Consider the following 23,901-nt stretch of genomic DNA (forward strand, 5'->3'; position numbering starts at 1 on the left):
CAGCCGGCACCATATCGGCTGCCATGCTGCGCGCGTTGCCGCACATGGTACATCGGCTGCGCGATGTCGTCTTTCCTCGAGGAAGCAAAATTCGCCTTCACGTCTGCGGGGGACTTTGTTCCAGCGCAGCCGCAATTTAATTAGGAGCAACTTCAGGCATGGATGGACGTCAATGGAGGGTAGACCTATCCGGGCGGCGCGGGGTTCGTGCTTGAGCGCAACCTGAACGACCGCCCTCTTTTGATGAACAAGCCGATGCAGGACACCACCATGAAGGCTGCCGAAACCGCAGCCCGCCACCGATGGATCGCATGCGAGCAATGCGACCTCCTCCAGCGCGAAGTCGATCTCGCGGAGCGCAGCGACGCCCATTGCCCGCGCTGCAACGCCGTGCTATACCGCGGCTCGCGCGCCAGGCTCGATACCATGATTGCGCTGGCGCTCGGCTGCGCAATCATGTTTCTGGTCACCAACATGTTTCCGATCGCGGCGCTGTCGACGCAGGGTATCGATGTGTCGACCACGCTGTTCGGCACGGTGCATGTGCTGACGGAACAGGAACGTCCTCTGGTCGCCATGCTGATGTTCGTCACCACCATCCTGGTGCCGGCGCTGGAATTGTCGGCATTGCTGTACATGCTGCTGCCGCTGCGCTTCGGACGCGTGCCGGCAAGCCTGTCCACCGCGTTCCGGCTGCTGCTGGCCGCGCATCCATGGAGCATGCTGGAGGTGTTCCTGCTCGGCCTTCTGGTCACGCTGGTCAAGCTGTCGGAACTCGCCACCATCGTCCCCGGTATTGCTTTCTGGTCCTTCTGCGGGATGATCGTCTTGTTTTCCTGGCTGTCGGCTTCGTTCAGCACGCGCGATTTCTGGCACTGGGTGGAAGCGGCCCGCGAAGGCGAACGAAAGGCGGTGCCATGATTCCGCGCTCTTCTTCCGGCACGTGGCGCTCCGCCGCCTCGCTCGGGCTGCTGTCCTGCCATGCCTGCGGCCTGCTGTGCCGCGCGCCCGGAACTGCGCAGGAGCTGCGCTGCCCGCGCTGCCATGCCGATGTCCATCTGCGCAAGCCCGGCAGCCTGGCGCGCACCTGGGCGCTTCTGATCGCCGCCTACATCCTGTACATTCCGGCCAATCTCTATCCCATCCTCTACACCAGCTCGGTATTCGAGTCGCAGAGCAATACCATCATGAGCGGCGTGGTCCTGTTCTGGAACGGCGGCTCCTGGTTCATTGCGGCGCTGATCTTCATCGCCAGCATTGTCGTGCCGCTGACCAAGCTGTTCGCGCTGACGCTGCTGCTGGTGTCGGTGCATCGTCGCTCGGCGAAGCGTCCGCACCAGCGCACGCGGCTTTACAGGATGGTGGAGTTCATCGGACGCTGGTCCATGCTCGATGTCTATGTGGTGGCGATGTCGGTGGCGCTGGTGCAGATCGAGGCGCTGGCTTCGATGCAGGCAGGCGTCGGCGCCGCCGCCTTCGGTGCGGTGGTAATCCTGACCATGCTGGCCGCGAAGTCCTTCGATCCGCGGCTGATCTGGGACAGCGTCGACAATGCAGAGGAGAACGATGACTGATCAGCCCCAACACCATCCCGACATACCGCAGGCGGTCGCCGTGCGCAAGCGGCGCTGGGGGGTATCGCTGGTGTGGCTCATTCCCATCGTGGCCGCATTGCTCGGCGGCTGGGTCGCGATACAGCAGATCATGTCGCAGGGTCCGACCATCACCATCACCTTCAAGAATGCCGAAGGACTGGAAGCCGGCAAGACCAAGGTGCGCTACAAGGATGTGGACATCGGCACGGTCAAGAACATCAGCATTTCCAAGGACAGGTCGCAGGTCATCGTGACCGCGGAAATGACGAAGCAGGCCGAGGATCTGATCGTTGCCGACACCCGCTTCTGGGTGGTGCGCCCGCGCGTGACCTTCAACAGCGTGACGGGCATCGGCACGCTGCTTTCCGGGGCATTCATCGGGGTTGACGCCGGCAAGTCGGAAGAATCCAAACGCAATTTCGCAGGACTCGACACGCCGCCGCCGGTGACCTCGGATGCGCCGGGCCGGCGCTTCACGCTGCGTTCCGAAGACATCGGTTCGCTGTATGTCGGCGCGCCGGTCTACTACCGTCGCGTGCAGGTGGGCAACGTGACCGCCTACAACCTGGACGAGGACGGCAAGGGCGTGACGCTGGAGATTTTCGTCAATGAGCCGAACGATCGCTTCGTCACGAAAAACACGCGCTTCTGGCATGCCAGCGGCATCGATGTGTCATTCGAAGGATCGGGCTTCAAGCTCAATACGGAATCGCTGCTCTCGGTGGTGGTCGGCGGGATCGCCTTCCAGGCACCGCCGGAAGGCGATCCGGGCGAGCCGGCGACGGCCGAAGCCAGCTTCACGCTGTTCGGCAACAAGGAGGCCGCGCTCAAGCGTGTCGGCCAGGAAGTCCAGACTTATCTGCTGTACTTCACCGAATCGCTGCGTGGCCTGGCGCCGGGCGCGCCGGTGGATTTCCGCGGCATCGTGATCGGCGAAGTGAAGGCTGTCAGCGTCGAGTACGACCGCGACAGCAAGACCCTGCGTTTCCCCGTCGAAATCGAGATTTATCCGGAACGCATGCGCTCGCGCTACCGGCCGGGGGCGCCGCAATTGTCGGCCATGGAAAGGGAGCCGCATGTGCTGTTCGACAGATTGGTGGCGCGCGGCTTCCGCGCCCAGCTCAAGACGGCCAACCTGCTGACCGGCCAGTTGCTGATCGCGCTCGACTTCTTCCCCAATGCGCCCCGCACCCAGATCGACTGGAGCAAGTCGCCGGCTACCCTGCCGACCGTGCCGGGCGCCTTCGAGGACCTGCAGGAAACCTTGAGCAATATTGCCCGCAAGCTGGAGAAGGTGCCGTTCGATACGATAGGCGGCAATCTCGACAAGTCGCTGGTGAGCCTGCGCACCACGCTGGAAAGTGCCGACAAGCTGGTGCGCCAGCTGGACAGCAATGTGCTGCCGGAAGTGAAGCAGACCCTGGAACAGGCGCGCAAGACGCTGGGCAACGCGGAGCGCACGCTGGCCACCGATGCCCCGGTCCAGCAGGACTTGCGCGATACGCTCAATGAAGTCGGGCGCGCGGCACAGTCCGTGCGCGAACTCACCGATTACCTGAGCCGCCACCCGGAAGCGCTGCTGCGAGGAAAAAAGGAAGATGAATAACATGCCCGTTCCCCACCACATTCGCGCAACCATGCTGCTTGCCTGCATGCTGCTGAGTGCATGCGCATCGAACCCCAGCGAGCACTTCTATACGCTCAATCCGGCAGCCGCCATACCGGCGTCGTCGGCTCCGGATGCTGGTGCTGGTGCTGGTGCCAATGCCGGATTCGGCGTCGCCGTCGGACCGGTGCGGGTGCCGGAAATTGTCGACCGGCCGCAGCTCGTGGTGCGGCGCGGGCCGACGCAGGTGGACCTTCTGGAGCAGCATCGCTGGGCCCAGCCGCTGCGGGCGGAAATCGCACAGGCGATCGCGAGCGGCCTGCGTGCTCACCTGCCGTCGGCGCGCATCGCGCTCGACCGCGACGCCGCCGCGCAGAATGCGGATGTCCGGGTCACGGTCGACATCAGCCGCTTCGAGGCGGTGCCGGGCGAGGCGGTGACAGTCCAGGCCTTGTGGTCGCTCCGGCCTGCCGCAAACCGGCCGCCGGTCGCAGGACAGTCTTCCTCGCGCGAGCCGGTGCGGGGCGCCGGAAACGAAGAAATCGCCCATGCCTTTGCGCGCGCGGTGGCGAACATCAGCCGCGACATCGCTGCGGCAGTCTCGGCAATGCGCAACCCGGCCGCGGCCGGGCAATAAGGAACCGGCACGGTCCTTCCTTCGTCCGGCACCGCATCCAGCGGCGCCCAAGAGACGACATGGCAGCATGAAGTATCATGCGCGAAAAGCCCCATTTCCATCTTGCCTTTCAACAGCGAACCCGGATCTCCAGGCTGGTCTGGCCCCCGGGTCATTCCAGGCATTACCGGATGACACAAGCGTGAATCGATTTTCTCTTTATCTACCGCCTTGCCCGCACACGCGCCTGCGACGGTTTCAGGTACTGCCGCTACTGCCGATGCTGCCAATGTTGACGCTGCTGCCGGTGCTACTTTTGCTGGCGGCCCTGCTGTGCCTGCCAGGCGCCGCCACGGCGCAGATACCGCCCAAGCCCCCGGCTCCTGCCCCTGCGGCGCCGGCAGCCGCTCCCAAGCCTCCGGAACAACCGCCGGCGCCGCAGCCGATCGCCATCTCGGACATTGCCATACAGGCCGAAGCCGCACTGTCCGAAGTACGCCAGCTTGAGAACCGCGGCCGCATCGAGGACGTGATCCAGACCGCGACCGATCGCCTGCCGCTGCTGGAGCGGGAAACCGGCTTTCGCGTGCAGCTGGCGCGCCGGCTCAACCGGGTCGCCTTTTCGCTGGAAAGCATTCAGAACCTGGAAGAGGAACTGCGCGACATCGAGCTGCGCACGGCACCCGTGCGGCGCGACCTGACGCGCACCGCGCTGCAGGTCGACCGAGATCTGAAAGAGCTGGAACGGCTGGAAGCCATCTGGAATGTCACCATCAAGGCGGCATCCGATGCCGCAGCGCCCGCCGATGTGCTGGACCGCGCAAAAGATTTGAGCCGCACCATCACCGATGCCAAGAAAAGCGTGCTGGACGACCGCGCCAAGGTGCTTGCGCTGCAGGGCCGTGCCACCGATATCGGCACCCAGCTCGCCGACATCCGGCGCATGCTGGCCGATGCCAGCGAACGCGCGGTGACGCGCCTGCTCTACCGCGACAGTGCGCCGCTGTGGACCTCCGCCTTCTGGGCCGCATGGCTGCGCAGCTTTTCGGTGGAAGCCGGGGAAAACCTTGTCAATCAGGCGGTTGCTCTCGGCGATTACGCGCGGACGCATGCCAGGAATTTCATCTTTCATGCCGGGTTTCTCGGGCTTCTCGTCATCGCCCTGTCGGCGGCGCGCAGCCGGGTTAACAGCCTGTGCGAGAGCGACGAAGGCTTGAAGAGGAACCGGCAGATCTACGACATGCCGGTGGTCACCGCGCTGCTGCTGTCGATGCTCTTCAGTACCTGGTTCTATCCGCGCCCGCCGCGTGCGCTGTGGCTGATGATGGGCGTGCTGGCTTCCGCGCCGCTGCTCGTGTTTGCGCGCCGCATGGTCGACGTGCGCCTTTATCCGCTGCTGTCATCGGTCGTGATCTTCTACCTGCTCGATCGCGTGCGGGCCTTGTTCGCGCCCTTGCCCGGCGTGCACCGCTTCATGCTGCTGGTGGAGGCGCTTGGCCTGGTGCTGGTGATCGTCACGGCGCTGCGCCAGCATGCGCGCGGTGCGCTGCTCGAGTCGCGCGCCGCGGCACGCACCATTCATTACGGGAGCTGGGCGCTGCTCCTGCTGTCGGCGATCGTGCTGGCCTGCAATGCGGGAGGTTACGCGCGGCTGGCCGACCTGGTCATGCGTACCACCCTCGCCAGCGCTTATACCGGCGCGGTGCTGTATGTACTGACGCGCGCCGGCGAAGGATTGATGCATGGCTTGCTGTATCTCCCGCCGCTATCCTTCCTGGCGGGCGTGCGGCGACACCGCGCCCGCATCGCCATGCGCATCAACCGCTGGACGCAATGGCTGGCTTTCCTGCTCTGGGTGACGCTTACATTGCAGGCCACCGGCTTCCTGCAGCAGGCGATCGGCTGGTCGGTTGTGCTCTGGAAGGCCAGCCTGGATATCGGCAGCCTGAATCTGGCCGTCAGCGATATCGTGCTGTTCATCCTGATTCTCTGGACCACCTATCAGCTGTCACGCCTGTCCCGCTTCTTCCTGGAAGAGGAAATCTTTTCCAGGGTGCGCCTCGACCGCGGGCTGCCTTACGCGGTTTCGACCACCGTGCATTACATCATCCTGCTGACCGGCTTCGTGCTGGCCCTGACCGCGATCGGCGTCGACATGACTAAGTTCACCATTGTCGCCGGTGCGCTGACGGTCGGCATCGGCTTCGGCCTGCAGAACATCGTCAACAACTTCGTGTCGGGCCTGATCGTGCTGTTCGAGCGGCCGGTGAAGGTGGGCGATACGGTGGAAATCGACAACATCGTCGGCCGGGTGCAGCATATCGGCATCCGCGCCACGGTGATCCACAGCACCACCGGAGCGGAAGTCATCATCCCCAACGGCAAGCTGATCTCCGACAAGGTGACCAACTGGACCCTGTCGAGCCAGTTGCGCCAGATCGCGGTTCCCGTGGTCACCAAGCCCGACATCAATGTGGCCAGGCTCAAGAGCACGCTGCTGGAGGTGTCGCGCTGGAACAAGCAGGTGCTTGAAACGCCGGCGCCGGACGTGCTGTTCATCAAGCGCGGCGTCGATGCCTTTGAATTTGAACTCAGGGTCTGGACCAGCGACCTCGATGCCTGGCTCAAGGTCAGGAGCGATCTGATCAGCGATATCAACGATGCGCTGAGCAACCAGGACTTGCCTGCCCAGGCGCCGGGAACGCAGGAAACCTTGGCGCCGCCGGGAGAGAAGCCGGACGCCGCCGGATATGTACCGCCGGAACAGTCACAGCCGCCACAACTGCCACAACCGTCACAACTGCCGCCGGTCACGCGATAGCGCGGTACCGCATCCGGCAAGCAGCCTTTCTGCGGCGCCATGCGGAAAAACGCCCGGCGGCATGCATGGGCATGGCGCCGGGCGGCAATCAGGCAAGGGGCATCGCCGGGCGGCGCCCCTTGCAGACTGGAACAACGATTACCCGATCACGAGGCCGGACATGGATTGGAAACCTTCAGCGCCTCGCGCGATCTTGCGATCGCCGACGTTGCCGGCTCATCCACGGTCAGGGTGTTGTCGGTGAACTTGCAGCCATAGGTCGGGCTGGCGACCGTTGCCGGCGTCAGCACATCGTCGCCTTCCGGCTTCACGCCGTTCTGCTCCCAGTTGATCATCGCCTGGAAGGCCGAGACCTGCTCGTTGACCGTGAAGTCGCAATGGCTCACGCCGCGAATCGCGCGCTGCACCAGCCACTTCGACGTGCCCAGCGCATCGGCGCGCCGCTTGTAGATCTGCTCCATGCTGAACGGCACATACATGTCGCCCAGGGTATGGATCGTCACCACCGGCACGTTGATGCGGGCATTCGTCTTCGGCACCCAGCGCAGGCCGTCGGTGCGCAGACGGTTCGCATCCGGCGTTGCCTGCACGCGGAAGATCGAGGAATTGAAAGCCCTTTCCTCTGCCGACAGCGCAAGGTCGTTATCGAACTGGTAGACGAAATTCCTGGTGCTGACCACATCTTCATTCAGGATGCCGAGCATCTTGCCGTCACGGCCGAAGGTGCCCCATGCGGTGGCGGTGTAGGGTCCGGCGAAACCGATGTCGAACATGGGACGCTCGCCGCCGGTCAGGTTCTTCACCATCTGCTTGAGCTTGTCGCCCTGCGCAGTCGTCACGCCGTTGACGGTCGCGCCCGGGAAGGTGCTGAAGAAGGTGGAGCGCACCGCCGGTTCGATCTCGGCCCAGTTGGCGGTGGGCCAGCTCGTGGCCGGCAGGCCTGCCAGCTGCATGGCACCGGCCTGGTAGGCGGCGAAGAAGTCGTACAGCTCGGTATCGCCCAGCACGCCGCACATCGGTACCGCGCCGGCGTAACTCACCTTGTTGTTGGCGGTCTGCAGCGCTTCCTCGTCGACCGCGGCTGCGGTAACGTGGCCGCCCATGGAGACGCCGATGATATAGGTCTTGCTCGGCGCCGGCAGCGTCCGTCCTTTTTCCGCCGCGATCTTGTTGAAGGCGAGCGCCAGCGCGTTGGTGTCTTCCACCCCGGCGCGGACGTCGTAATAGTTGCGGCTGTAGCTCGATGCGGCCCAGGCATAGCCCTGCTCGAGCAGGTGGCGGCGGATGCCGGGATTGCTGACGGTGAGCGCCGGGCCGGTGCCTGCGTAGCCATGCGCATACATGACCAGCTTGCCGTTCCAGTTCTTCGGCACTTCGATCCGGTAGCCCGAGCCCTGGTGAACGCCCCACCAGCGGTCGGCATCCGGTGCGCCGGCCAATGCCTCGAAGGGCAGACTGGCTTCAGCCACGGAAAAAGTCCGGCTGTCCTGCGGACGTTTTGCTTCTGCCGGCGGGGGTGTCGGCGTGGTGCTGGCACCACCCGAACTTGCCACACTGTCATTGCCGCCGCCGCCGCATCCGGCGAGCACAGCCCCAACCGCCGCGAGCCAAAGCGCGGACGTCATTTTTCTAGTCATTGATTGTCTCCGTAATTCACGTTTGCCGCGTTTTAATACTGCAATGCAGAACTCGGTTTTGCCGTAGTAATGCTGCGTACAAGTTTATAAGCAAAGACTAAATGGCGTCTATGAAAAAGTTCACTCTTGCGTGCAGAAAACATCAGACAGCCAAAACGACAAGAAGTCTCGATAACGAAGCTCGTAAGGACTGCAGTGCAGAACTCTATTCTGATATTTTGCACATCTGGGAAAAGTGTCCTTATAATCGCGAAAACAAAATGCACGATCGTTCGCAGCGCCAGCCACCACTATCTCGCATCGCGGCGATCGACTGACAAACAGGCATTTCAGGAACAGTTGGGAGACAAGATGCATCACATCCAAATGACAACGATGCGGCCCGGCGAAGCGGCCGCGACGGCAGCCACGCGCCGGACTGACGCCGTGGCGTCGAAGACTTGTTTCCGTTCCGACATTTCCGGCTCGCGCCACTAGGCCTGCGGACTTCCACGGTCCAATGCCTACTTCTGCCGGTGCACCACCCGGCATATACCGGATTCTTCATCCACGCCACAACATCAAAGGAATCAATCATGTCGTTTCCACATCGTCCGCGCCGCAACTTCATCAAGGGTACGCTGGCGCTCGGCGCCACGGTCGCCTTTCCTGCCATCGCCCAGGACAAATACCCGTCCCGTCCGATCCGCCTGCTTTGCCCCTGGCCGGCCGGCGGCTCCACCGATGTGGTGATGCGCGCAATCGGCGAAAGCTTCTCGCGGCAGATCGGCGGCACTGTCATCATTGAAAACAAGCCGGGCGCCGGCGGCATCCTGGGCGCCGGCGAACTGTCCCGCGCCCAGCCCGACGGCTACACCCTGTCGCAGCTGCCGCTGGGCATCTTCCGCCTGCCGCACATGCAGAAAGTATCCTTCGATCCGATGAAGGACCTGACCTACATCGCCTGCATGACCGGTTATACCTTCGGCATGGTGGTGCGTTCCGACTCACCGATCAAGTCGATAAAGGAACTCGTCGAGTATGCAAAGGCGCATCCCGACGGCTTCACCTACGGTTCCACCGGTACCGGCACCACGCCGCATCTGGTGGTCGAACAGTTCGCCCGGCGCGCCGGCATCAAGCTGCTGCATGTCCCGTTCAAGGGCAATGCCGATGGCATGCAGGCCCTGCTCGGCGGCCATGTCATGGGACACAGCGACGCAACCGGCTGGGCCTCCGCAGTCGAAGCCGGCCGGGCGCGCCTGCTGGCAACCTACGGCAGCAAGCGCACCAAGCGCTGGCCGAACGTTCCCACATTGTTGGAACTAGGCTATCAGACCGTCTCGGATTCCCCGTTCGGCATCGGCGGGCCGAAAGGCATGGACCCGGCGCTGGTCAAGCGCCTGCAGGATGCATTCAAGAAAACGCTGGAAGATCCATCCGTCATTGCCGTACTGGAGAAATTCGACCAGCCGATCATCTACATGGATAGCGCCGCCTATACCAAGTTTGCCCAGGAAACCTTCAAGGAAGAGAAGGAAACCGTCGAAAGCCTGGGTCTGGCAAAAGCCAGCTGAAGCCAGCCGGCAGCCCGCCGAAACCGGTCATCCCCGGTCTCGCGACTTCGACGGGACATCAGGCGAAAAGGGCAAGCCGCAACGGCTTGCCCTTTTTTCATTCTCTTTCGCTATTCTGTAGCGCGCCGAGCCGCATGGCGCATGAAAAAAAAACCTTCCATGCCGCATCCCCCGCGGGAACGCCTTCTTTTTACATGGGTCCACTTGAAAGCGTAGCGTGCAGCCTCATCTGAGATTCCTAGATTACCGAAGCAAGTCAGCTATAAACCTCGGTTTTTGCCCAAGCCAGTGTGAGCTATCCTGCGTCGAGTAGTTAAATACAACAGCACGCCTTATCTCACAACAGGCGCGCTGTGCTTCCGAGGAGGTGTTGTGAACAAGAAATACCCGCAGGCCGCGATATGGGCTGCCATCATGTTTTTCATTTTCTTCATCTTCGGACAGTCGCTTGGCGGCGGCAGCGGCGCTCCGTCATCCGCCAAGTCGGTTCCCTATTCGGAGCTGCTTACGGAAATCAAGTCCGGAAACATCAAGGAAGCGACCATCGAAGGCGAGCGCATCACCGCGGTGACCGGCAGCGGCGCCGTACTGAGTTCGACCACGACGCTGCTCGACCGCGGCCTGATCAGCGATCTCATCAACAATGACGTGCGCTTCGACGTCAAGAATCCGGAAGGCCCCTCCTTCCTGTCCCAGCTGTTCATTTCCTGGTTCCCGATGCTGCTTCTTATCGGCGTCTGGGTTTTCTTCATGAGCAAGTCGCAGGGCAAGGGTGGCATGGGCGGCGTGCTGTCGATCGGCAAATCGAAGGCGCGCATGTTGGATGAAAAAAGCAACCGCATCACCTTCGCCGACGTCGCCGGCTGCGATGAAGCCAAGGAAGAGGTCGGCGAGATCGTCGATTTCCTGCGCGACCCGCGCAAATTCCAGCAGCTCGGCGGCCGCGTGCCGCACGGCGTGTTGATGGTCGGCCCTCCGGGTACCGGTAAGACGCTGCTAGCCCGCGCCATCGCCGGCGAAGCCCGCGTGCCTTTCTTCACCATTTCCGGTTCCGACTTCGTCGAAATGTTCGTCGGCGTCGGTGCCTCCCGCGTCCGTGACATGTTCCGCATGGCCAAGGAGCACGCTCCCTGCATCATCTTCATCGACGAGATCGATGCGGTTGGACGCCAGCGCGGCAGCGGCACGGGCGGCGGCAACGACGAGCGTGAGCAGACCCTCAACCAGCTGCTGGTCGAGATGGACGGCTTCGAAGGCAATTCCGGCGTCATCGTGATCGCCGCGACCAACCGCGCCGACGTGCTGGACAAGGCGCTGCTGCGTCCCGGCCGCTTCGACCGCCAGGTGATGGTCGGCCTGCCCGATATCCGCGGCCGCGAACAGATCCTGAACGTGCATCTGCGCAAGGTCCCCATCTCGCGCGACGTCGAGCCGCATGTGCTGGCACGCGGTACGCCCGGCTTCTCCGGCGCCGAGCTGGCCAACCTGGTCAATGAAGCCGCCCTGTTCGCCGCGCGCCGCAACAAGCAAGTCGTCGACATGCGCGATTTCGAGGATGCCAAGGACAAGATCATCATGGGCCCGGAGCGGAAGTCGGCCGTGATGCGCGAGGAAGAGCGCCGCAATACCGCCTACCACGAGTCCGGTCATGCGGTGGTCGCTTCGCTGCTGCCCAAGGCCGATCCGGTGCACAAGGTCACGATCATGCCGCGCGGCTTTGCGCTCGGCCTGACCTGGCAGCTGCCCGAACATGACCGCGTGAACATGTACAAGGACAAGATGCTGGAAGACATTTCCATCCTGTTCGGCGGCCGTATCGCGGAAGAGCTCTTCATGCATCAGCAGTCGACCGGCGCCTCGAATGACTTCGAGCGTGCGACCAAGCTGGCGCGGGCGATGGTAACCCGCTACGGCATGTCCGAAACGCTGGGCACGATGGTGTATGTGGACGACGACCAGCAGTCGCCGTTCGGACCGACGCCATCGGTCTCGGAAGAGACGCAGCAGAAAGTCGATGCCGAGATCCGCGACATCATCGACCGCCAGTACGCGCTGGCACGCCGCCTTCTCGAAGAGAACCGCGACAAGGTCGAAGCCATGACCAAGGCCCTGCTTGACTGGGAAAGCATCGATGCCGACCAGATCAAGGACATCATGGCAGGCAATGAGCCGCGTCCGCCGAAGTACGAGATCCCGGAAAAGAAGACCCGTCCTTCCGATCCGGCTGCTCCCAATGCCGTCGCTCCGGCATAACATCTGAAGCATCCCGCACGGGCGCACGAAACATGCGCCCGTGCCTCTCCCGCCCGCGTATCAGCCATCCCTTCCCGCGCTTCTTCCTCTCATTGCCCTTCCTCTTCCGCGCAGCGGAAACAATGCCGCAGCGAAAGATCCTTGATCTACTTAAAAACAGGCTTTCACGCGCCGCTGCCTGACCGGATTTGCCGATTAAACTTGCGAAGTTTGCCCACGTCTCTTTGCGCAGGGCACGGCAGGCGGAACGGCATCGCCGATTTACCGCATTGACCCTGCCCCATGCTTCCCGACGACAAACCACCGAGGATCCAGAAATGACGACCAGCAAGACGCTTTTCACTGCGCTCGCCGTCCACGATGGCAGCACGCCGCAAGCCGAGGGCGCATTGGCGGAATATATCGGCGCCGGCGCCCATCGGCCTGGACGCGCCGTGACCATCGATCCGCGAGAGGCTTTCCAGTCTTAAGCCCGGCATCCCGGACAGCATAGTCCGGTACAGCGCCTGAGCATTGCAGCAAATTAGTGACAGATCACCATCTGCGCCGGCAAGAACGCGGCGCAAGAATCCAACCGCCGCGTACCACGCGGCAATCCTGACGCCCTCCAACGAAGGAAGGCAGCGCTGCCGGAACATACCAAGCGCGGGCCGGAATGCGGCATGAGCATGGCATGCCCGATCCGGCAGAGATTGCACAATGAAAAAGGGAGTTTATGCATAGACGCGATTTTCTGAGAAGCGCGGTGGCCCTGGCGGCGGCCGGTTTTCATTCATCCCCACTGCTTGCCGCAGCCGCGGCGCCCAAGCCGCTGAAATACGTTGGCCAGCCGCAAGCCTTCGACTATGCATGGCTCAAGGGGCATGCGCAGCAACTCGCGGCCAATCCCTACAAGGCTCCGCCGAGCCGCTTGCCGGACGAAGTGGAAAAGCTGGACTGGGACCAGTACCAGGCGATCCAGTACCGCTCCGACCGCGCGCTGTGGGCCAGCGAGCCTTCGCTTTTCCAGGCCAAGTTCTTCCATCTCGGCCTGTTCTTCAAGACGCCGGTGCATATCCACGAGCTGGCGAACGGCCAGGCAAGGGAAATCGCCTACGATCCGGCCATGTTCGACTATGGCAAGAGCGGGCTGCATCCGCGCAAGCTGCCCAAGGACCTTGGCTTTGCAGGCTTTCGGCTCAATTTCCATACCGACCTCACGCGCGATGTCACCGCCTTTCTCGGCGCAAGCTATTTCCGCGCGGTCGGATCGGACTGGCAGTACGGCTTGTCGGCGCGGGGCCTCGCGATTGATTGCGGCATGGATCGGCCCGAGGAATTCCCGATGTTCACCAAATTCTGGCTGGAGCGCCCGCAAAAGAATTCGACGCGGCTGATCGTCTATGCGCTGCTCGACTCGCCCAGCGTTGCCGGCGCCTATCGTTTCGAGATGGAACCGGGGGCCAATTTCGTGATGGATGTCGATGTGGCGCTCTATCCGCGCAAGACCATCGAGCGGCTCGGCGTCGCGCCGCTGACCAGCATGTTCCAGTACGGCGAGAACGACCGCCACATTGCAGCCGCCAACGACTGGCGGCCCGAGATCCATGACTCCGACGGCCTGTCCATGTTGCGCGGCAACGGCGAGTGGATCTGGCGGCCGCTGACCAATCCGGCGCAATTGCGCTTCAATGCCTACCAGGATGAAAATCCGCGCGGCTTCGGGCTGCTGCAGCGCGACCGCAATTTCGACCACTACCAGGACGACGGCGTGTTCTACGAGAAGCGGCCCAGCCTGTGGATCGAACCGAAATCCGGATGGGGCAAGGGCTCGATACAGCTGGTCGAAATCCCGACCGTGGACGAGACCTTCGACAACATCGTCGCTTTCTGGAATCCGGCCGAGAAACCGCAGCCGGGGCAGGAATACCTGTATGCCTACCGCATGCACTGGGGACGCAACATCCCGCTGTCGCCGCTGCTGGCGACCGTGGCGGCAACGCGCACCGGCATCGGCGGCGTCATCGGGCAGAAGCGCAAGTATTTCTCATGGCGCTTCGTGATCGACTTCGTCGGCGGCAATCTCAAGCTGCTGGGCAAGGATGCAAAGGTGCTGCCGGTCATCAGCGCTTCGCGCGGGACGGTGGAATTGAGCTCGGCGCGCCCGCTCGATGACATCCAGGGTTACCGGGTGATGTTCGACCTCAAGCCGGACGATGACAGCCTTGCGCCGATCGACCTGCGCGTCTATATGACCGCCGGCGGCGCCCCCTTGTGCGAGACCTGGCTGTACCAGTGGACGCCGCCTGCGGCGGAGATGCGGCAGCTATAGAGCTGCTCGCCTGAAGGCACAGCACCATCCACACCTGCCGGAACAGAGCGATCGTGTCCGGCATGCCGGACGCCGCCCTTGGGGCTGGGTATAGAGCGTTTTCACCCTGACCTGCCCACCGATCCGGGATGGATTGCGGTCGGGCCATCGCTGCACCATTGTGGGAAACTTGGCCGGACCAATTCCGTCTACGTTTACGTTACCTAAACAGCAACGGAGTGCATGCCAGCAGCCGCACCGCATGATTGCGGCCCGCTCCCAGCCTTCTTCCAAAATGCAACTGTTCCGCGCCGAATCAGGCCGTCCCATTCCTTGCCAGCCTGCAGGCAATCCCTTTGCTCTTTCGGCGTTCGCCGCGGCGGGCCTGGAGTTGTCGGCATGAGCCCGAGCCGTTCCATCCGCGACCTCAATCCAGAGCAGCGTCTGCACCTCTTCAGCAATCATGCCAGCGACTATGGCGTCATCATTTTTGATCCGGACGGCATCATCGTCGAATGGACGGCCGGCGTCGAGCAGATCACCGGCTGGACCGCCGAAGAAGCGATAGGACGGCATGCCGCACTGATCTTTCTTCCCGAAGACCGTGCGGCCGGGGCGGTGCAGGCGGAACTGGACACGGCGCGCCGCGCTGGCCGCGCTTCGGATGTGCGATGGCATCTGCACAAGGACGGATCGCGCTTTTTCGTCGACGGCGTAACCACCGCCCTGCGCGATGCCGATGGCACGCTGCTCGGTTTCGGCAAGCTCTTGCATGACATTACCCAGCGCAAGCGCATGGCCGATTTTTCAGACCGGCAAGCCAGCCTGCTCGACCTGTCCTATGAAGCCGCTTTCAGCTGGGATTTCGACAATGATGAAATCCTTTACTGGAACAGGAGCGCGGAGGAGCTCTACGGCTATGCCAGCGAGGAAGCCGTGGGACAGCGCAGCCAGTCCTTGCTTTCGCCCGTTTTTCCCACTCCGCTCGAACAGGTCAAGGCCAGTCTCTCGGACACAGGCCGCTGGCAGGGGGAAGTCATTCATGCGGTGAGGGGCGGCAAGAGGATCCATGTCGAAACCCGGATGGTATTGCGCACCGACCTCGGCGACCGGTCTATCGTGCTGGAAACCAACCGCGACGTGACCGGCCAGAGGCAGGCAGAAGCTGCCATTCTCGCCAGCGAGGAACGCTTTCGTTCGCTGGTGACGGCTACCACCCAAATGGTCTGGCGCAGCGAAGCCGACGGCAAGGTGCTGGCGGACTCACCCTCCTGGCGCGCCTTCACCGGCCAGACCTACGATGAATCCAAAGGCTACGGCTGGCTCGAAGCCCTTCATCCGGACGACCGCGAACGCAGCAGGCGGCTTTGGGAACAGTGCATCGCCGACAAGACCCTCTACGAGACCGAATACCGGGTGCGCCGCATCGACGGCGAATACCGCTGGACCGCGGTGCGCGCCGTGCCCATTGTGAATGCCGACGGCACGCTGCGCGAATGGATAGGCACCAATACCGACATTGCCGAGCGCAAGCGGCAGGAAACGCTGCAGCAGGAAAATGCCGAACGCGTCCGGCTCGCCACCGACGCCGCCAAGCTCGGCATCTGGGTGTGGGACCTCGCCACAGGCAAGGTCACATGGGAGAACGAGCGCCTGTATGAGATGTTCGGTTTGCCTTACAGCGAGGAACCGTTGAGCGTGGCGCAATTCCTTTCGGAATTGATTCATCCCGACGATGCCGAACCCTATGGCCGAGCCATCGCAGCCACGGCCCAGACCGGCGCGCGGCTGCAGTACGAAGGCCGATTCTTCCGCCGTTCCGACCGCTCGCTGCGCTGGTTCGAATTTACCGGACTGCTGCACCGTGATGCGAATGGACATCCGTTGCGGGTCATCGGCACGGCCGCCGACATCACCGAACGAAAGCTGATTGAAGAAAACCTGCGCGACGCGCGCGCCCGCCTTGAAGCCTACCTCAACGCCGGAGAGGTCGCCACCTGGATCTACGACATCCCCGGCAACCGCATGACCGCCGACCGCAACATGGCGCGCCTGTTCGGCGTGTCCGATAAAGATGCCAACGGAGGACCGCTGGAGGCCTACATGAGCGCCGTCCATCCGGACGATCTCGAGCATGTCGCCGGCGCCATACGGGAAGCGATTGACCAGCGCAAGCCGCTGGCCGCCGCTTACCGCGTGCGCGGCGCGGATCGGCAAGTCCGGCATGTCATCGCGCGCGGCAAGGTCGAGTACGACAGCCGAGGCAATCCGCTGTTCATGCCGGGCGTCTCCCTTGACGTCACCCATCAGAAGGAAGTGGAACAGGCGCTGCAAGCCAGGCAGGAGCGCTATGGCGCGCTGTTCAATTCGGTGGATGAAGGTTTCTGCATCATCGAACCGCTTTTCGACGGACAAGGCCTTGCGCGCGACTTCCGCTTCCTTGAAGTCAACCCGGCCTATGTCAAGCAGACGGGACTGGATGAGGTTGTCGGCAGGACCATACGCGAACTGGTGCCCGATATCGAACAGCGCTGGATCGAGCTGTATGCGAAAGTGGCCAGGACCGGAGAAGCCGTTCGCTTCGTCGATCATTCGCCGTCGATGAAACGATGGTTCGATGTCTACGCCAACCGCATCGGCAGCAGCCCGCAGGTGGCGGTCCTGTTCAAGGACATCACCCGCCACAAGCAGACCGAGGAAGACCTGCGCCAGCTGGCCGAGGACCTGGCACGCGCCAACCGGCGGCAGGGCGAATTCCTGGCAACGCTGGCGCACGAGCTGCGCAATCCGCTGGCGCCGATACGCACCGGCCTCGACCTGATACGCATCAGTTCGGACAGCCCGGCGACGGTGGCGCGCGTGCGCGAGATGATGGAGCGGCAGGTGGATCATCTGGTTCACCTGGTCAACGACCTGCTCGACCTGGCACGCATCAACAGCGGCAAGATCCAGCTCAAGATGAGCCGCGTACCGCTCAGGGATATCGTGCTGAGAGCGGTGGAGACGACCATGCCTGCCATCGAGGCGCGGCGACACGCCTTCAATGTTCGACTCCCCGAGGAATTGGTCTGGCTCGATGCCGATCCCGACCGGCTGGCCCAGGTCATCGGCAATCTGTTGACCAATGCCGCGAAATACACGCCTGAAAAAGGCAGCATCACACTGGAGGCGACAAGGAGCGGCGCCGAGGTCGAGATATCGGTGACCGACAACGGCATCGGCATCCCGCAGCATGCGCTGCCCGACATCTTCGACATGTTCACCCAGGTCAGGCAGGGCATGGATCATGCGCAAGGCGGGCTCGGGATCGGGCTCAACCTGGTCAAGCGCCTGATTGAAAAGCATGGCGGCGCGGTGGAGGTGAGCAGTTCCGGGCCTGACAAGGGCAGCAGATTCACCGTGCGGCTGCCGGTTGCCTCTGGCGGTCATTGCGACAGCGGCGGGCATGTCGGCACTGGCGAACATGCGCCGCAGGCATTGCGGCCGCTGCGCATACTCATCGCCGACGACAACCGCGATGCGGCGGAATTGCTGATGCAGCTGCTGCAGTTCAGGCACCACACGGTGGAAATGGCGCACGACGGGCCGCAGGCACTGGCGCTTGCCAGAGACCTCAAGCCGGATCTTGCACTGCTCGATATCGGCATGCCGGGCATGAATGGATACGAAGTCGCGCGCGCCATCCGTTCCACGCCGGACCTTGAGCGCACGGTACTGGTTGCAGTCACCGGCTGGGGAGCCCGGGAAGACCGGGAGCGTTCCCGTGATGCCGGCTTCGATCATCATCTGACCAAGCCGATCAACCTGGAAGTGCTCGACAAACTCGTGGTGGACGTCGAATCCAAGTAGCTTTGCCGAGCGCTACAGGTCGATACCGCTCTAGGCTGTGTTTGATAAGCGTCGCGAGCGGTTCGAAGTCGCACCGAGGAGCGCACGCGTACGGACAGTACGCCGAGCACCGCAGGAGCGAATCCGGACCGCGCAGCAGCTTATCAAACACAGCCTAGCCCCTGCCCGTGATCTCCGCCCCCGCATCCGCAGGCAGCTTCATGAAGCGCAGGGACGAGATCATGGCCATGGCGCCGAGCATCATGAAAGCGGCGCGGAAGTCCTCCGGCCCGATGCCGTCGGCGGCACGCAGCCAGCTGCTGCCATTGAGCAGCAAAGTGGCCAGTGCCACGCCGATCATCATGCCGACCTGCTGCACCATGGCCGCCAGCGTCGAAGCCGAGCCGCGCTGAGCGGCACCGATGTCGGCATAGGCGATGGTATTGATGGCGGTGAACTGCATCGAGCGCGTCGCCCCCGCAATGAACAGCACTGCCGCAATCAGCACATGGCTCGCGTCCCGTGCCAGCAGCGCGCAGCATGCGATCGACATGCCGACCAGCACGCCATTGCAAGTGAGTACCTTGCGAAAGCCGAAGCGCCGCAGAAGCGGCGTGGTGACGGTCTTCATCAGCAGGTTGCCGACAAAGTAGATGAACAGGAAACTTCCGGCCTCGAAAGCATTGAGGCCGAACACCAGCTGAAACAGCAGCGGCAACAGATAGGGCGTGGCCGCGATGGCGATCTGAATGTAGGTGCCGGCCATCAGCGAGGCGGCGGCGAAGGTCTGCACCCCGAACGGCGACAGGTTGAGCAGCGGATTGCCGGCGCGCCGCAAATGGCGAACGGCGAAAACGCCGCATGCGGCGCCGGCCGCGATCAGCGCAAGCGGCAACTGCCAGGTCCGCTGCGCATGGGCGCTCAGTTCGAGTCCGAACAGCAGCATGCCCAGCGCCGATGCCGTCAGCAGGAAGCCGCGTACATCCAGCGCCCGCTCAAGCCTCCCCCGCTGTTCGGGCACGACCAGCGCCACCAGCGTCAGGCCGATTGCGCCCAGCGGAAGGTTGAGCAGGAAGTTCCAGCGCCAGGAAGCATACTCCGTGATGAAGCCGCCGATCACCGGGCCGACCACCGGCGCGAACAGCGCAGGCCAGGTAATGAGCGCCGTGGCTTGCAGCAGTTCGGATTTTCTTGCGTGCCACAGCACGATGAGGCGCCCGATGGGTATCATCATGCCGCCGCCGATGCCCTGGACCGCGCGTGCCAGCGCAAACTGCGGCAGGCTGGCCGCGGCGGCGCAGCCCATCGATGCCAGCGTGAAGACAAGTATCGCCAGCATGAACACGCGGCGCGCGCCGAACCGGTCTGCGGCCCACCCGGACAGGGGCATGAACATGGCCACGGTCAGCATGTAGACGGTGACGCCGATGCTGAGCTCGACCGGCTGCACGCCAAAGGACTCGGCCATCTGCGGCAGCGCCGTGTTGATGATGACGCCGTCGAGCAGCGCCATGAAAAAAGTGCTCGCAACGACGAGGGCGATGACGCGATAGCTGCCTTGTGCGGGTTCCATGAGGGAGATTGGGCGATTGGTATTCTGGAAGCTCCCCGCGGTCGTCAAGACCGGGGCACCCGAGAATACCCGAAATCCGCGCCGGCTTCCCGGCGGCACTGCGCTAGGCTGTGTTTGATAAGCGTTGCCAGCGGTTCAGATCAGCGCCGAGGAGCGCACGCGTACGCAGGGTACGCCGAGCACCGCGGGCCCGGACAGCAGCTTATCAAACACAGCGTGGAGCGGTCTTGCCTTGGCCAGGCCGGTCATGGCAAGACCGCTCTATGAACTTCGCACGCTGCACTTCAAGCACAACCTATGCAGCGAGGCGAAGGCGTTCCGCGATCCAGGCCTGGAACTGATCCTTGCCGAGCGGCCTGCTGTAGAGATATCCCTGGCCCTTGTCGCAATGCAGTTCCCGGATCACCGCAGCCTGCGCCGGCGTCTCCACGCCTTCGGCCACGGTATTCATGTTCAGGCTGTGCGCAACCCGTACCGTCGCCTCGATGAGCACCCGGTGATGCGGACTGATGTCGGCCTGGCACACGAACGAGCGGTCGATCTTGACGGTATCGACCGGCAGCATGTGCAGGCAGGACAACGATGAATATCCCGTGCCGAAATCATCCAGCGCCAGCTTGATGCCGAGCGCCTTGAGGTCGCGCAGCCTCTGCTGCACGATGTCGTCCTGGGCAGCCAGGCTTTCGGTGATTTCCAGCTGCAGCGCATCCGGCGCCATGCCGGTCGAATGCAGGATCTGCTGCACGCGCTGCACCAGCCCGGCGTCGGTCAGCTGGGCGCGCGAAAGGTTCACCGCAAGCAGCGCGGGCGCGTCCGGACCAAGCCGCCGTTTCCAGTCCATGAAGTCCGCGCAGGCGCTTTCCAGAACGAATTCGCCAAGGATGCCGATGAGCCCGCATTCTTCCGCGATGCCGATGAACTCCGGCGGTGGAATGCTCCCCTTGAGAGGATGATGCCAGCGCACCAGCGCTTCGGCGCCGGCGGCGGGCCGGCGGCCCTCCTCCTGCTGCAGTCCGACGATGGGCTGGTACACCACATGCAGATGTCGGTTGAGCAGCGCCTGCCGCAATTCCGCTTCCATGCCGCCGCGCTTCTGCGCCCGCTCGCGCATCGCCGGATCGAACAGCGCATGGCGCGACCCGCCAGCCCGCTTGGCCTCCGCCATCGCGATGCTGGCGTCCTGCAGCAGCATGTCGGCATCGGCGCGCGATGCGTCCGGCACCACGATACCGATGCTGAAATTGCAGACGATCTCATGGCCGTCGACACGGTAAGGCAATTCCAGCGCGGCGAGCGTGCGGCGGGCAACCGATGCCGCATGCTCGCCGTGCTGCGGGCCGTCGAGTATCACGACGAATTCGTCGCCGCTAAAACGGGCTGCCATCTGCGGTGCGCTCTGCGAGGAGCCGATCAGATCGGCACGGCGCAGCGACTGGCGCAGCCGCTCGGCGATGGTGCGCAGGATATGGTCGCCCGTTGCGTTGCCGAAGCTGTCGTTGACCTGCTTGAAGCGATCGCAATTGATGAAAAGAACGGCGAAATCCCTGGCTTCGGGCGGCGCCTGGTCAATCATGCGCTGCAGCGTTTCGCGCACCGCCGAGCGGTTGGGCATCCTTGTCAGGCCATCAATGCGTGCCGCGTCGTTCAGTTCGCGCAGCAGCGTCTGCTGTTCGCGTTCGGCGTCGCGCGTGGCGTCGGCCAGTACCACCATGAAGCGCTGCGCATCAAGTTTCAGGATGCTTGCCGACAGTACCTGAGGTCCATGATGCTCGGGCCGGACATGGCCGATGTCGATGCGCACCGACTCGCATACCACGCCCGACGGCGGAGCGAAGTCATGCACCGTGGCGGCCAGCTCGGGAGCCAGCGGCTCGAGCACCGCAAACAGATTGTCCATGCGGCCGTCCGGGGCAAGCGGCATCAGGAGCTGCGCGGCCATCGGGTTGAGCATGTCGATGGCGCCCTTGTCGTTCACCTGCAGCAGCGCAACCGGTACCATGTAGAGAAACTCGAGCAGGGTTTCGTAGGCTTCGTTTGCCTTGTCGGTCATGACGCCACCATTTCCAGGAGTCTGGCCTGGCTGGTGCCCCAGGTCCTGACGCGGTTGCGGCCCTCGGCCTTGGCTACGTACAGCGCCGTGTCGGCACGCTTGATCAGCTCGTCGATGCCGGAAACGTCGCCGTCCACCGAGGCGATACCGCCGCTGACCGTATAGCGGATATGCAAGCCGTCGATGTTGACGCAGGCGCCTTCGATCGCGGCACGCAGGCGCTCCGCCGCCGCCAGGGCGGCCGGCATGTCGGTCGACGGCAGGATCACGGCGAATTCTTCTCCGCCGATGCGGGCCACGATATCGATCTGGCGGAAAGTGTCCTGCAGCGTCTCTGCGAAATGGCGGAGAACGGTGTCGCCGACCGGATGGCCATAGCGGTCATTGATGCTTTTAAAGGAATCGGCATCGAACAGCACCAGCGACAGCGGCCGGGGCGACCGCCTCATGCGCTCGAATTCGAGTTCGGCCGCATCGAAGAACGCCCTGCGGTTCGCCACGCCGGTCAGATGGTCGCACAGCAGCGCCTTGCGGCGCGATTCGCTGGCCTCGCGCTTCTCGTCGATATCGCGAACCACCAGGCAATAAGAAGGGCAGTCGGACATGTCCTGTCGGATGGCGCCGATGTGTGCGGCATCGTTGCGCACGCGCAGCGGCGTGATCAGCGTGCTGGCCCAGAAACGCGTGCCGTCGGCCCTGCGGCAATAGCTTTCCTGCAGGCTCCAGCCATTCATGTCGGCGTCCTGCAGGCGATCCTGCAGGCTGTCTTCGGTGGTGGCGCCTTCCGGAAAGAAAATCGAATACGGCCGGTTGAGCACGGCCGCCGCGTCATGCCCCGTAACCCGCCCTATGCTCTCGTTCCATTGCTCGATGCCGCCCTTTCCGTCGAGCGACACCAGCGCGTAATCGGTCATGCCGTGCAGAATCGCATTGAACCAGGCCTCATGCTGCTGCAGCTGGCGTTCCCGCTTGACCTGCACGCTTACATCGCTGATGACGGCCATCAGGCGTGCCGCATCGAGCTTGAGCAGGGTCAGCGAGAGTATCTGCGGGTCCGATCTGCCGGGGATGCCGGCATTGACCTGCAGCCTCGTGGCATCGCAGATCATGCCATAGGGCTCTTCGAAGCTTGCGCACAGGTGGCGCAGTTCGGGCGCGATCGTTTCCAGCGCCGCGAACAGGTTGTTGAGACTGCCGTCGGGAGACAAGGGCATCAGCAGCTGGGCCGAGAGCGGATTGATCATCACGATCTCGCCGTCCATCTTCAGCTGCGCCAGGCCGACCGGCGCAAGATAGAGAAACTGCAGCAGCGCCTGGTGCTCTTCTTCAAGTGTTGCCATTGCTACTCCTTAGCCGGGGCGGTCGACAAGAACATAGCGTGTCTTGACGGCGGGATGGGCCAGCAGACGCAGCCTCACCTTCACAGGGCGCATGCGCAGGGTCAGCACATAATCGATGATGTCATCGAGTTCCCCGCCTTCGGCGAGCGCATCCTCGAAACGCTGGGCCACCAGGAAATTGTTCATGCAAGGTGCGACGCTGGTGAACATCCGCTGCCCGATCACATGTTCCGGTGCCAGGCCGGCGCACTTCGATTCAAAGCGGTTGTACTGGCGAACGATGGTCTGGTCATCGAAGGCGATGACGCCGAAATTCAATGCGTCCAGGTCTTCCTTGCCAAGGGTGCCAAGCAGGTGGATGAGATTGTCCTGCGCGAAGCGGATTTCACCCGCCGCTCCAGCCATCGTGCCGGCGTCCTTCTCGCTGATCATCGTTGCATCCGCAGTACTCATTGTTTTCTCCCATGTGGCAGCCTTCGCTTACCTGTTTTATTTCCTCAAGGAAATCATACTAGCATTTTTTTGACCAAGACAAGTTTGTGCTAAATCAAGCTTACATCGGCTTCCAATGGAATGTACAGGATTAAATGTTCTGACCACCCTAATATCTGACTTGGACATAATATATCGACGGTGAGCCATTTCCTGACCGTCTGCCAAGCCGGACGGCCGCAGCGTCAATTATTCGATTCGCAACTTCTTCGGATTTATCCACTCGAAAAACGAGCGGAAACCG

Annotated in this window: 15 protein-coding genes; 10 read left to right on the forward strand and 5 right to left on the reverse strand. The window is 62.9% G+C overall.

What is annotated here, in order from left to right; genetic code table 11:
* The first annotated feature begins 270 nt into the window (after positions 1-270).
* The 5 genes from FH061_RS05035 (at position 271) to FH061_RS05055 (ending at position 6,638) form a co-directional block, all read left to right on the forward strand.
* Positions 271-921 carry a paraquat-inducible protein A gene (locus FH061_RS05035; RefSeq protein ID WP_192804914.1) on the forward strand — a complete coding sequence of 217 codons (651 nt, stop codon included), beginning with the start codon at positions 271-273 and terminating at the stop codon, positions 919-921.
* Entirely contained in the window at positions 918-1,574 is a 657-nt protein-coding gene (locus FH061_RS05040; RefSeq protein WP_151633596.1) for a paraquat-inducible protein A, read from the forward strand. Before FH061_RS05035 ends, FH061_RS05040 begins: the two co-directional genes overlap by 4 nt.
* Positions 1,567-3,201, forward strand: coding sequence for a PqiB family protein (locus FH061_RS05045; protein WP_151633598.1), 1,635 nt, complete (start codon positions 1,567-1,569; stop codon positions 3,199-3,201). The genes FH061_RS05040 and FH061_RS05045 overlap by 8 nt, the downstream gene beginning before the upstream one ends.
* Positions 3,194-3,838: a PqiC family protein gene (locus FH061_RS05050; RefSeq protein ID WP_151633600.1), complete on the forward strand. Its 645-nt coding sequence runs from the start codon at positions 3,194-3,196 to the stop codon at positions 3,836-3,838. Before FH061_RS05045 ends, FH061_RS05050 begins: the two co-directional genes overlap by 8 nt.
* 268 nt (positions 3,839-4,106) lie before the next feature.
* Positions 4,107-6,638 carry a mechanosensitive ion channel family protein gene (locus FH061_RS05055; protein ID WP_192804915.1) on the forward strand — a complete coding sequence of 844 codons (2,532 nt, stop codon included), beginning with the start codon at positions 4,107-4,109 and terminating at the stop codon, positions 6,636-6,638.
* A 146-nt stretch (positions 6,639-6,784) separates the two neighbouring features.
* Here the strand turns inward: FH061_RS05055 and FH061_RS05060 are convergent, their stop codons facing one another.
* Positions 6,785-8,275, reverse strand: a complete 1,491-nt coding sequence (locus FH061_RS05060) for an alpha/beta hydrolase family protein (RefSeq protein WP_151633604.1) — start codon at positions 8,273-8,275, stop codon at positions 6,785-6,787.
* A gap of 575 nt (positions 8,276-8,850) precedes the next feature.
* Here FH061_RS05060 and FH061_RS05065 point away from each other — a divergent pair.
* The 5 genes from FH061_RS05065 (at position 8,851) to FH061_RS05080 (ending at position 18,223) form a co-directional block, all read left to right on the forward strand.
* Positions 8,851-9,831: a tripartite tricarboxylate transporter substrate binding protein gene (locus tag FH061_RS05065; protein WP_151633606.1), complete on the forward strand. Its 981-nt coding sequence runs from the start codon at positions 8,851-8,853 to the stop codon at positions 9,829-9,831.
* 372 nt (positions 9,832-10,203) lie between these two features.
* Complete coding sequence (gene ftsH / locus FH061_RS05070) at positions 10,204-12,084, forward strand: ATP-dependent zinc metalloprotease FtsH (protein ID WP_404822420.1); 1,881 nt, start codon at positions 10,204-10,206, stop codon at positions 12,082-12,084.
* Between the two features lie 317 nt (positions 12,085-12,401).
* Positions 12,402-12,554 (forward strand): hypothetical protein, encoded by a 153-nt coding sequence (locus tag FH061_RS30300; RefSeq protein WP_192804916.1) that lies wholly within the window; start codon positions 12,402-12,404, stop codon positions 12,552-12,554.
* Positions 12,555-12,799: 245 nt separating this feature from the next.
* Positions 12,800-14,395 carry a glucan biosynthesis protein gene (locus FH061_RS05075; protein WP_151633608.1) on the forward strand — a complete coding sequence of 532 codons (1,596 nt, stop codon included), beginning with the start codon at positions 12,800-12,802 and terminating at the stop codon, positions 14,393-14,395.
* A gap of 378 nt (positions 14,396-14,773) precedes the next feature.
* The gene (locus FH061_RS05080) at positions 14,774-18,223 is read left to right on the forward strand and encodes a PAS domain-containing hybrid sensor histidine kinase/response regulator (protein WP_192804917.1); all 3,450 of its coding nucleotides are present in this window, start codon (positions 14,774-14,776) and stop codon (positions 18,221-18,223) included.
* A 154-nt stretch (positions 18,224-18,377) separates the two neighbouring features.
* Here the strand turns inward: FH061_RS05080 and FH061_RS05085 are convergent, their stop codons facing one another.
* The 4 genes from FH061_RS05085 to FH061_RS05100 form a co-directional block, all read right to left on the reverse strand.
* On the reverse strand, positions 18,378-19,775 hold the full coding sequence (locus FH061_RS05085) for a DHA2 family efflux MFS transporter permease subunit (protein ID WP_151633612.1): 1,398 nt from the start codon (positions 19,773-19,775) through the stop codon (positions 18,378-18,380).
* Between the two features lie 295 nt (positions 19,776-20,070).
* Positions 20,071-21,825: a putative bifunctional diguanylate cyclase/phosphodiesterase gene (locus tag FH061_RS05090; protein WP_151633614.1), complete on the reverse strand. Its 1,755-nt coding sequence runs from the start codon at positions 21,823-21,825 to the stop codon at positions 20,071-20,073.
* Positions 21,822-23,165, reverse strand: coding sequence for a sensor domain-containing diguanylate cyclase (locus FH061_RS05095; RefSeq protein ID WP_151633616.1), 1,344 nt, complete (start codon positions 23,163-23,165; stop codon positions 21,822-21,824). Before FH061_RS05095 ends, FH061_RS05090 begins: the two co-directional genes overlap by 4 nt.
* Positions 23,166-23,174: 9 nt before the next feature.
* The gene (locus FH061_RS05100; RefSeq protein WP_225984490.1) at positions 23,175-23,618 is read right to left on the reverse strand and encodes a PAS domain-containing protein; all 444 of its coding nucleotides are present in this window, start codon (positions 23,616-23,618) and stop codon (positions 23,175-23,177) included.
* Positions 23,619-23,901: the final 283 nt, after the last annotated feature.

It is taken from the genome of Noviherbaspirillum aerium, from assembly GCF_008929045.1.
GTDB classification, from domain to species: domain Bacteria; phylum Pseudomonadota; class Gammaproteobacteria; order Burkholderiales; family Burkholderiaceae_D; genus Noviherbaspirillum; species Noviherbaspirillum aerium.

Excerpts from the sequence above, each read along its gene's own strand:
- FH061_RS05035 (WP_192804914.1), top strand. The coding sequence starts at position 271 with ATGAAGGCTGCCGAAACCGCAGCCCGCCACCGATGGATCGCATGCGAG.
- FH061_RS05040 (WP_151633596.1), top strand. The coding sequence starts at position 918 with ATGATTCCGCGCTCTTCTTCCGGCACGTGGCGCTCCGCCGCCTCGCTC.
- FH061_RS05045 (WP_151633598.1), top strand. The coding sequence starts at position 1,567 with ATGACTGATCAGCCCCAACACCATCCCGACATACCGCAGGCGGTCGCC.
- FH061_RS05050 (WP_151633600.1), top strand. The coding sequence starts at position 3,194 with ATGAATAACATGCCCGTTCCCCACCACATTCGCGCAACCATGCTGCTT.
- FH061_RS05055 (WP_192804915.1), top strand. The coding sequence starts at position 4,107 with ATGTTGACGCTGCTGCCGGTGCTACTTTTGCTGGCGGCCCTGCTGTGC.
- FH061_RS05060 (WP_151633604.1), bottom strand. The coding sequence starts at position 8,275 with ATGACTAGAAAAATGACGTCCGCGCTTTGGCTCGCGGCGGTTGGGGCT.
- FH061_RS05065 (WP_151633606.1), top strand. The coding sequence starts at position 8,851 with ATGTCGTTTCCACATCGTCCGCGCCGCAACTTCATCAAGGGTACGCTG.
- FH061_RS30300 (WP_192804916.1), top strand. The coding sequence starts at position 12,402 with ATGACGACCAGCAAGACGCTTTTCACTGCGCTCGCCGTCCACGATGGC.
- FH061_RS05075 (WP_151633608.1), top strand. The coding sequence starts at position 12,800 with ATGCATAGACGCGATTTTCTGAGAAGCGCGGTGGCCCTGGCGGCGGCC.
- FH061_RS05080 (WP_192804917.1), top strand. The coding sequence starts at position 14,774 with ATGAGCCCGAGCCGTTCCATCCGCGACCTCAATCCAGAGCAGCGTCTG.
- FH061_RS05085 (WP_151633612.1), bottom strand. The coding sequence starts at position 19,775 with ATGGAACCCGCACAAGGCAGCTATCGCGTCATCGCCCTCGTCGTTGCG.
- FH061_RS05090 (WP_151633614.1), bottom strand. The coding sequence starts at position 21,825 with ATGACCGACAAGGCAAACGAAGCCTACGAAACCCTGCTCGAGTTTCTC.
- FH061_RS05095 (WP_151633616.1), bottom strand. The coding sequence starts at position 23,165 with ATGGCAACACTTGAAGAAGAGCACCAGGCGCTGCTGCAGTTTCTCTAT.
- FH061_RS05100 (WP_225984490.1), bottom strand. The coding sequence starts at position 23,618 with ATGAGTACTGCGGATGCAACGATGATCAGCGAGAAGGACGCCGGCACG.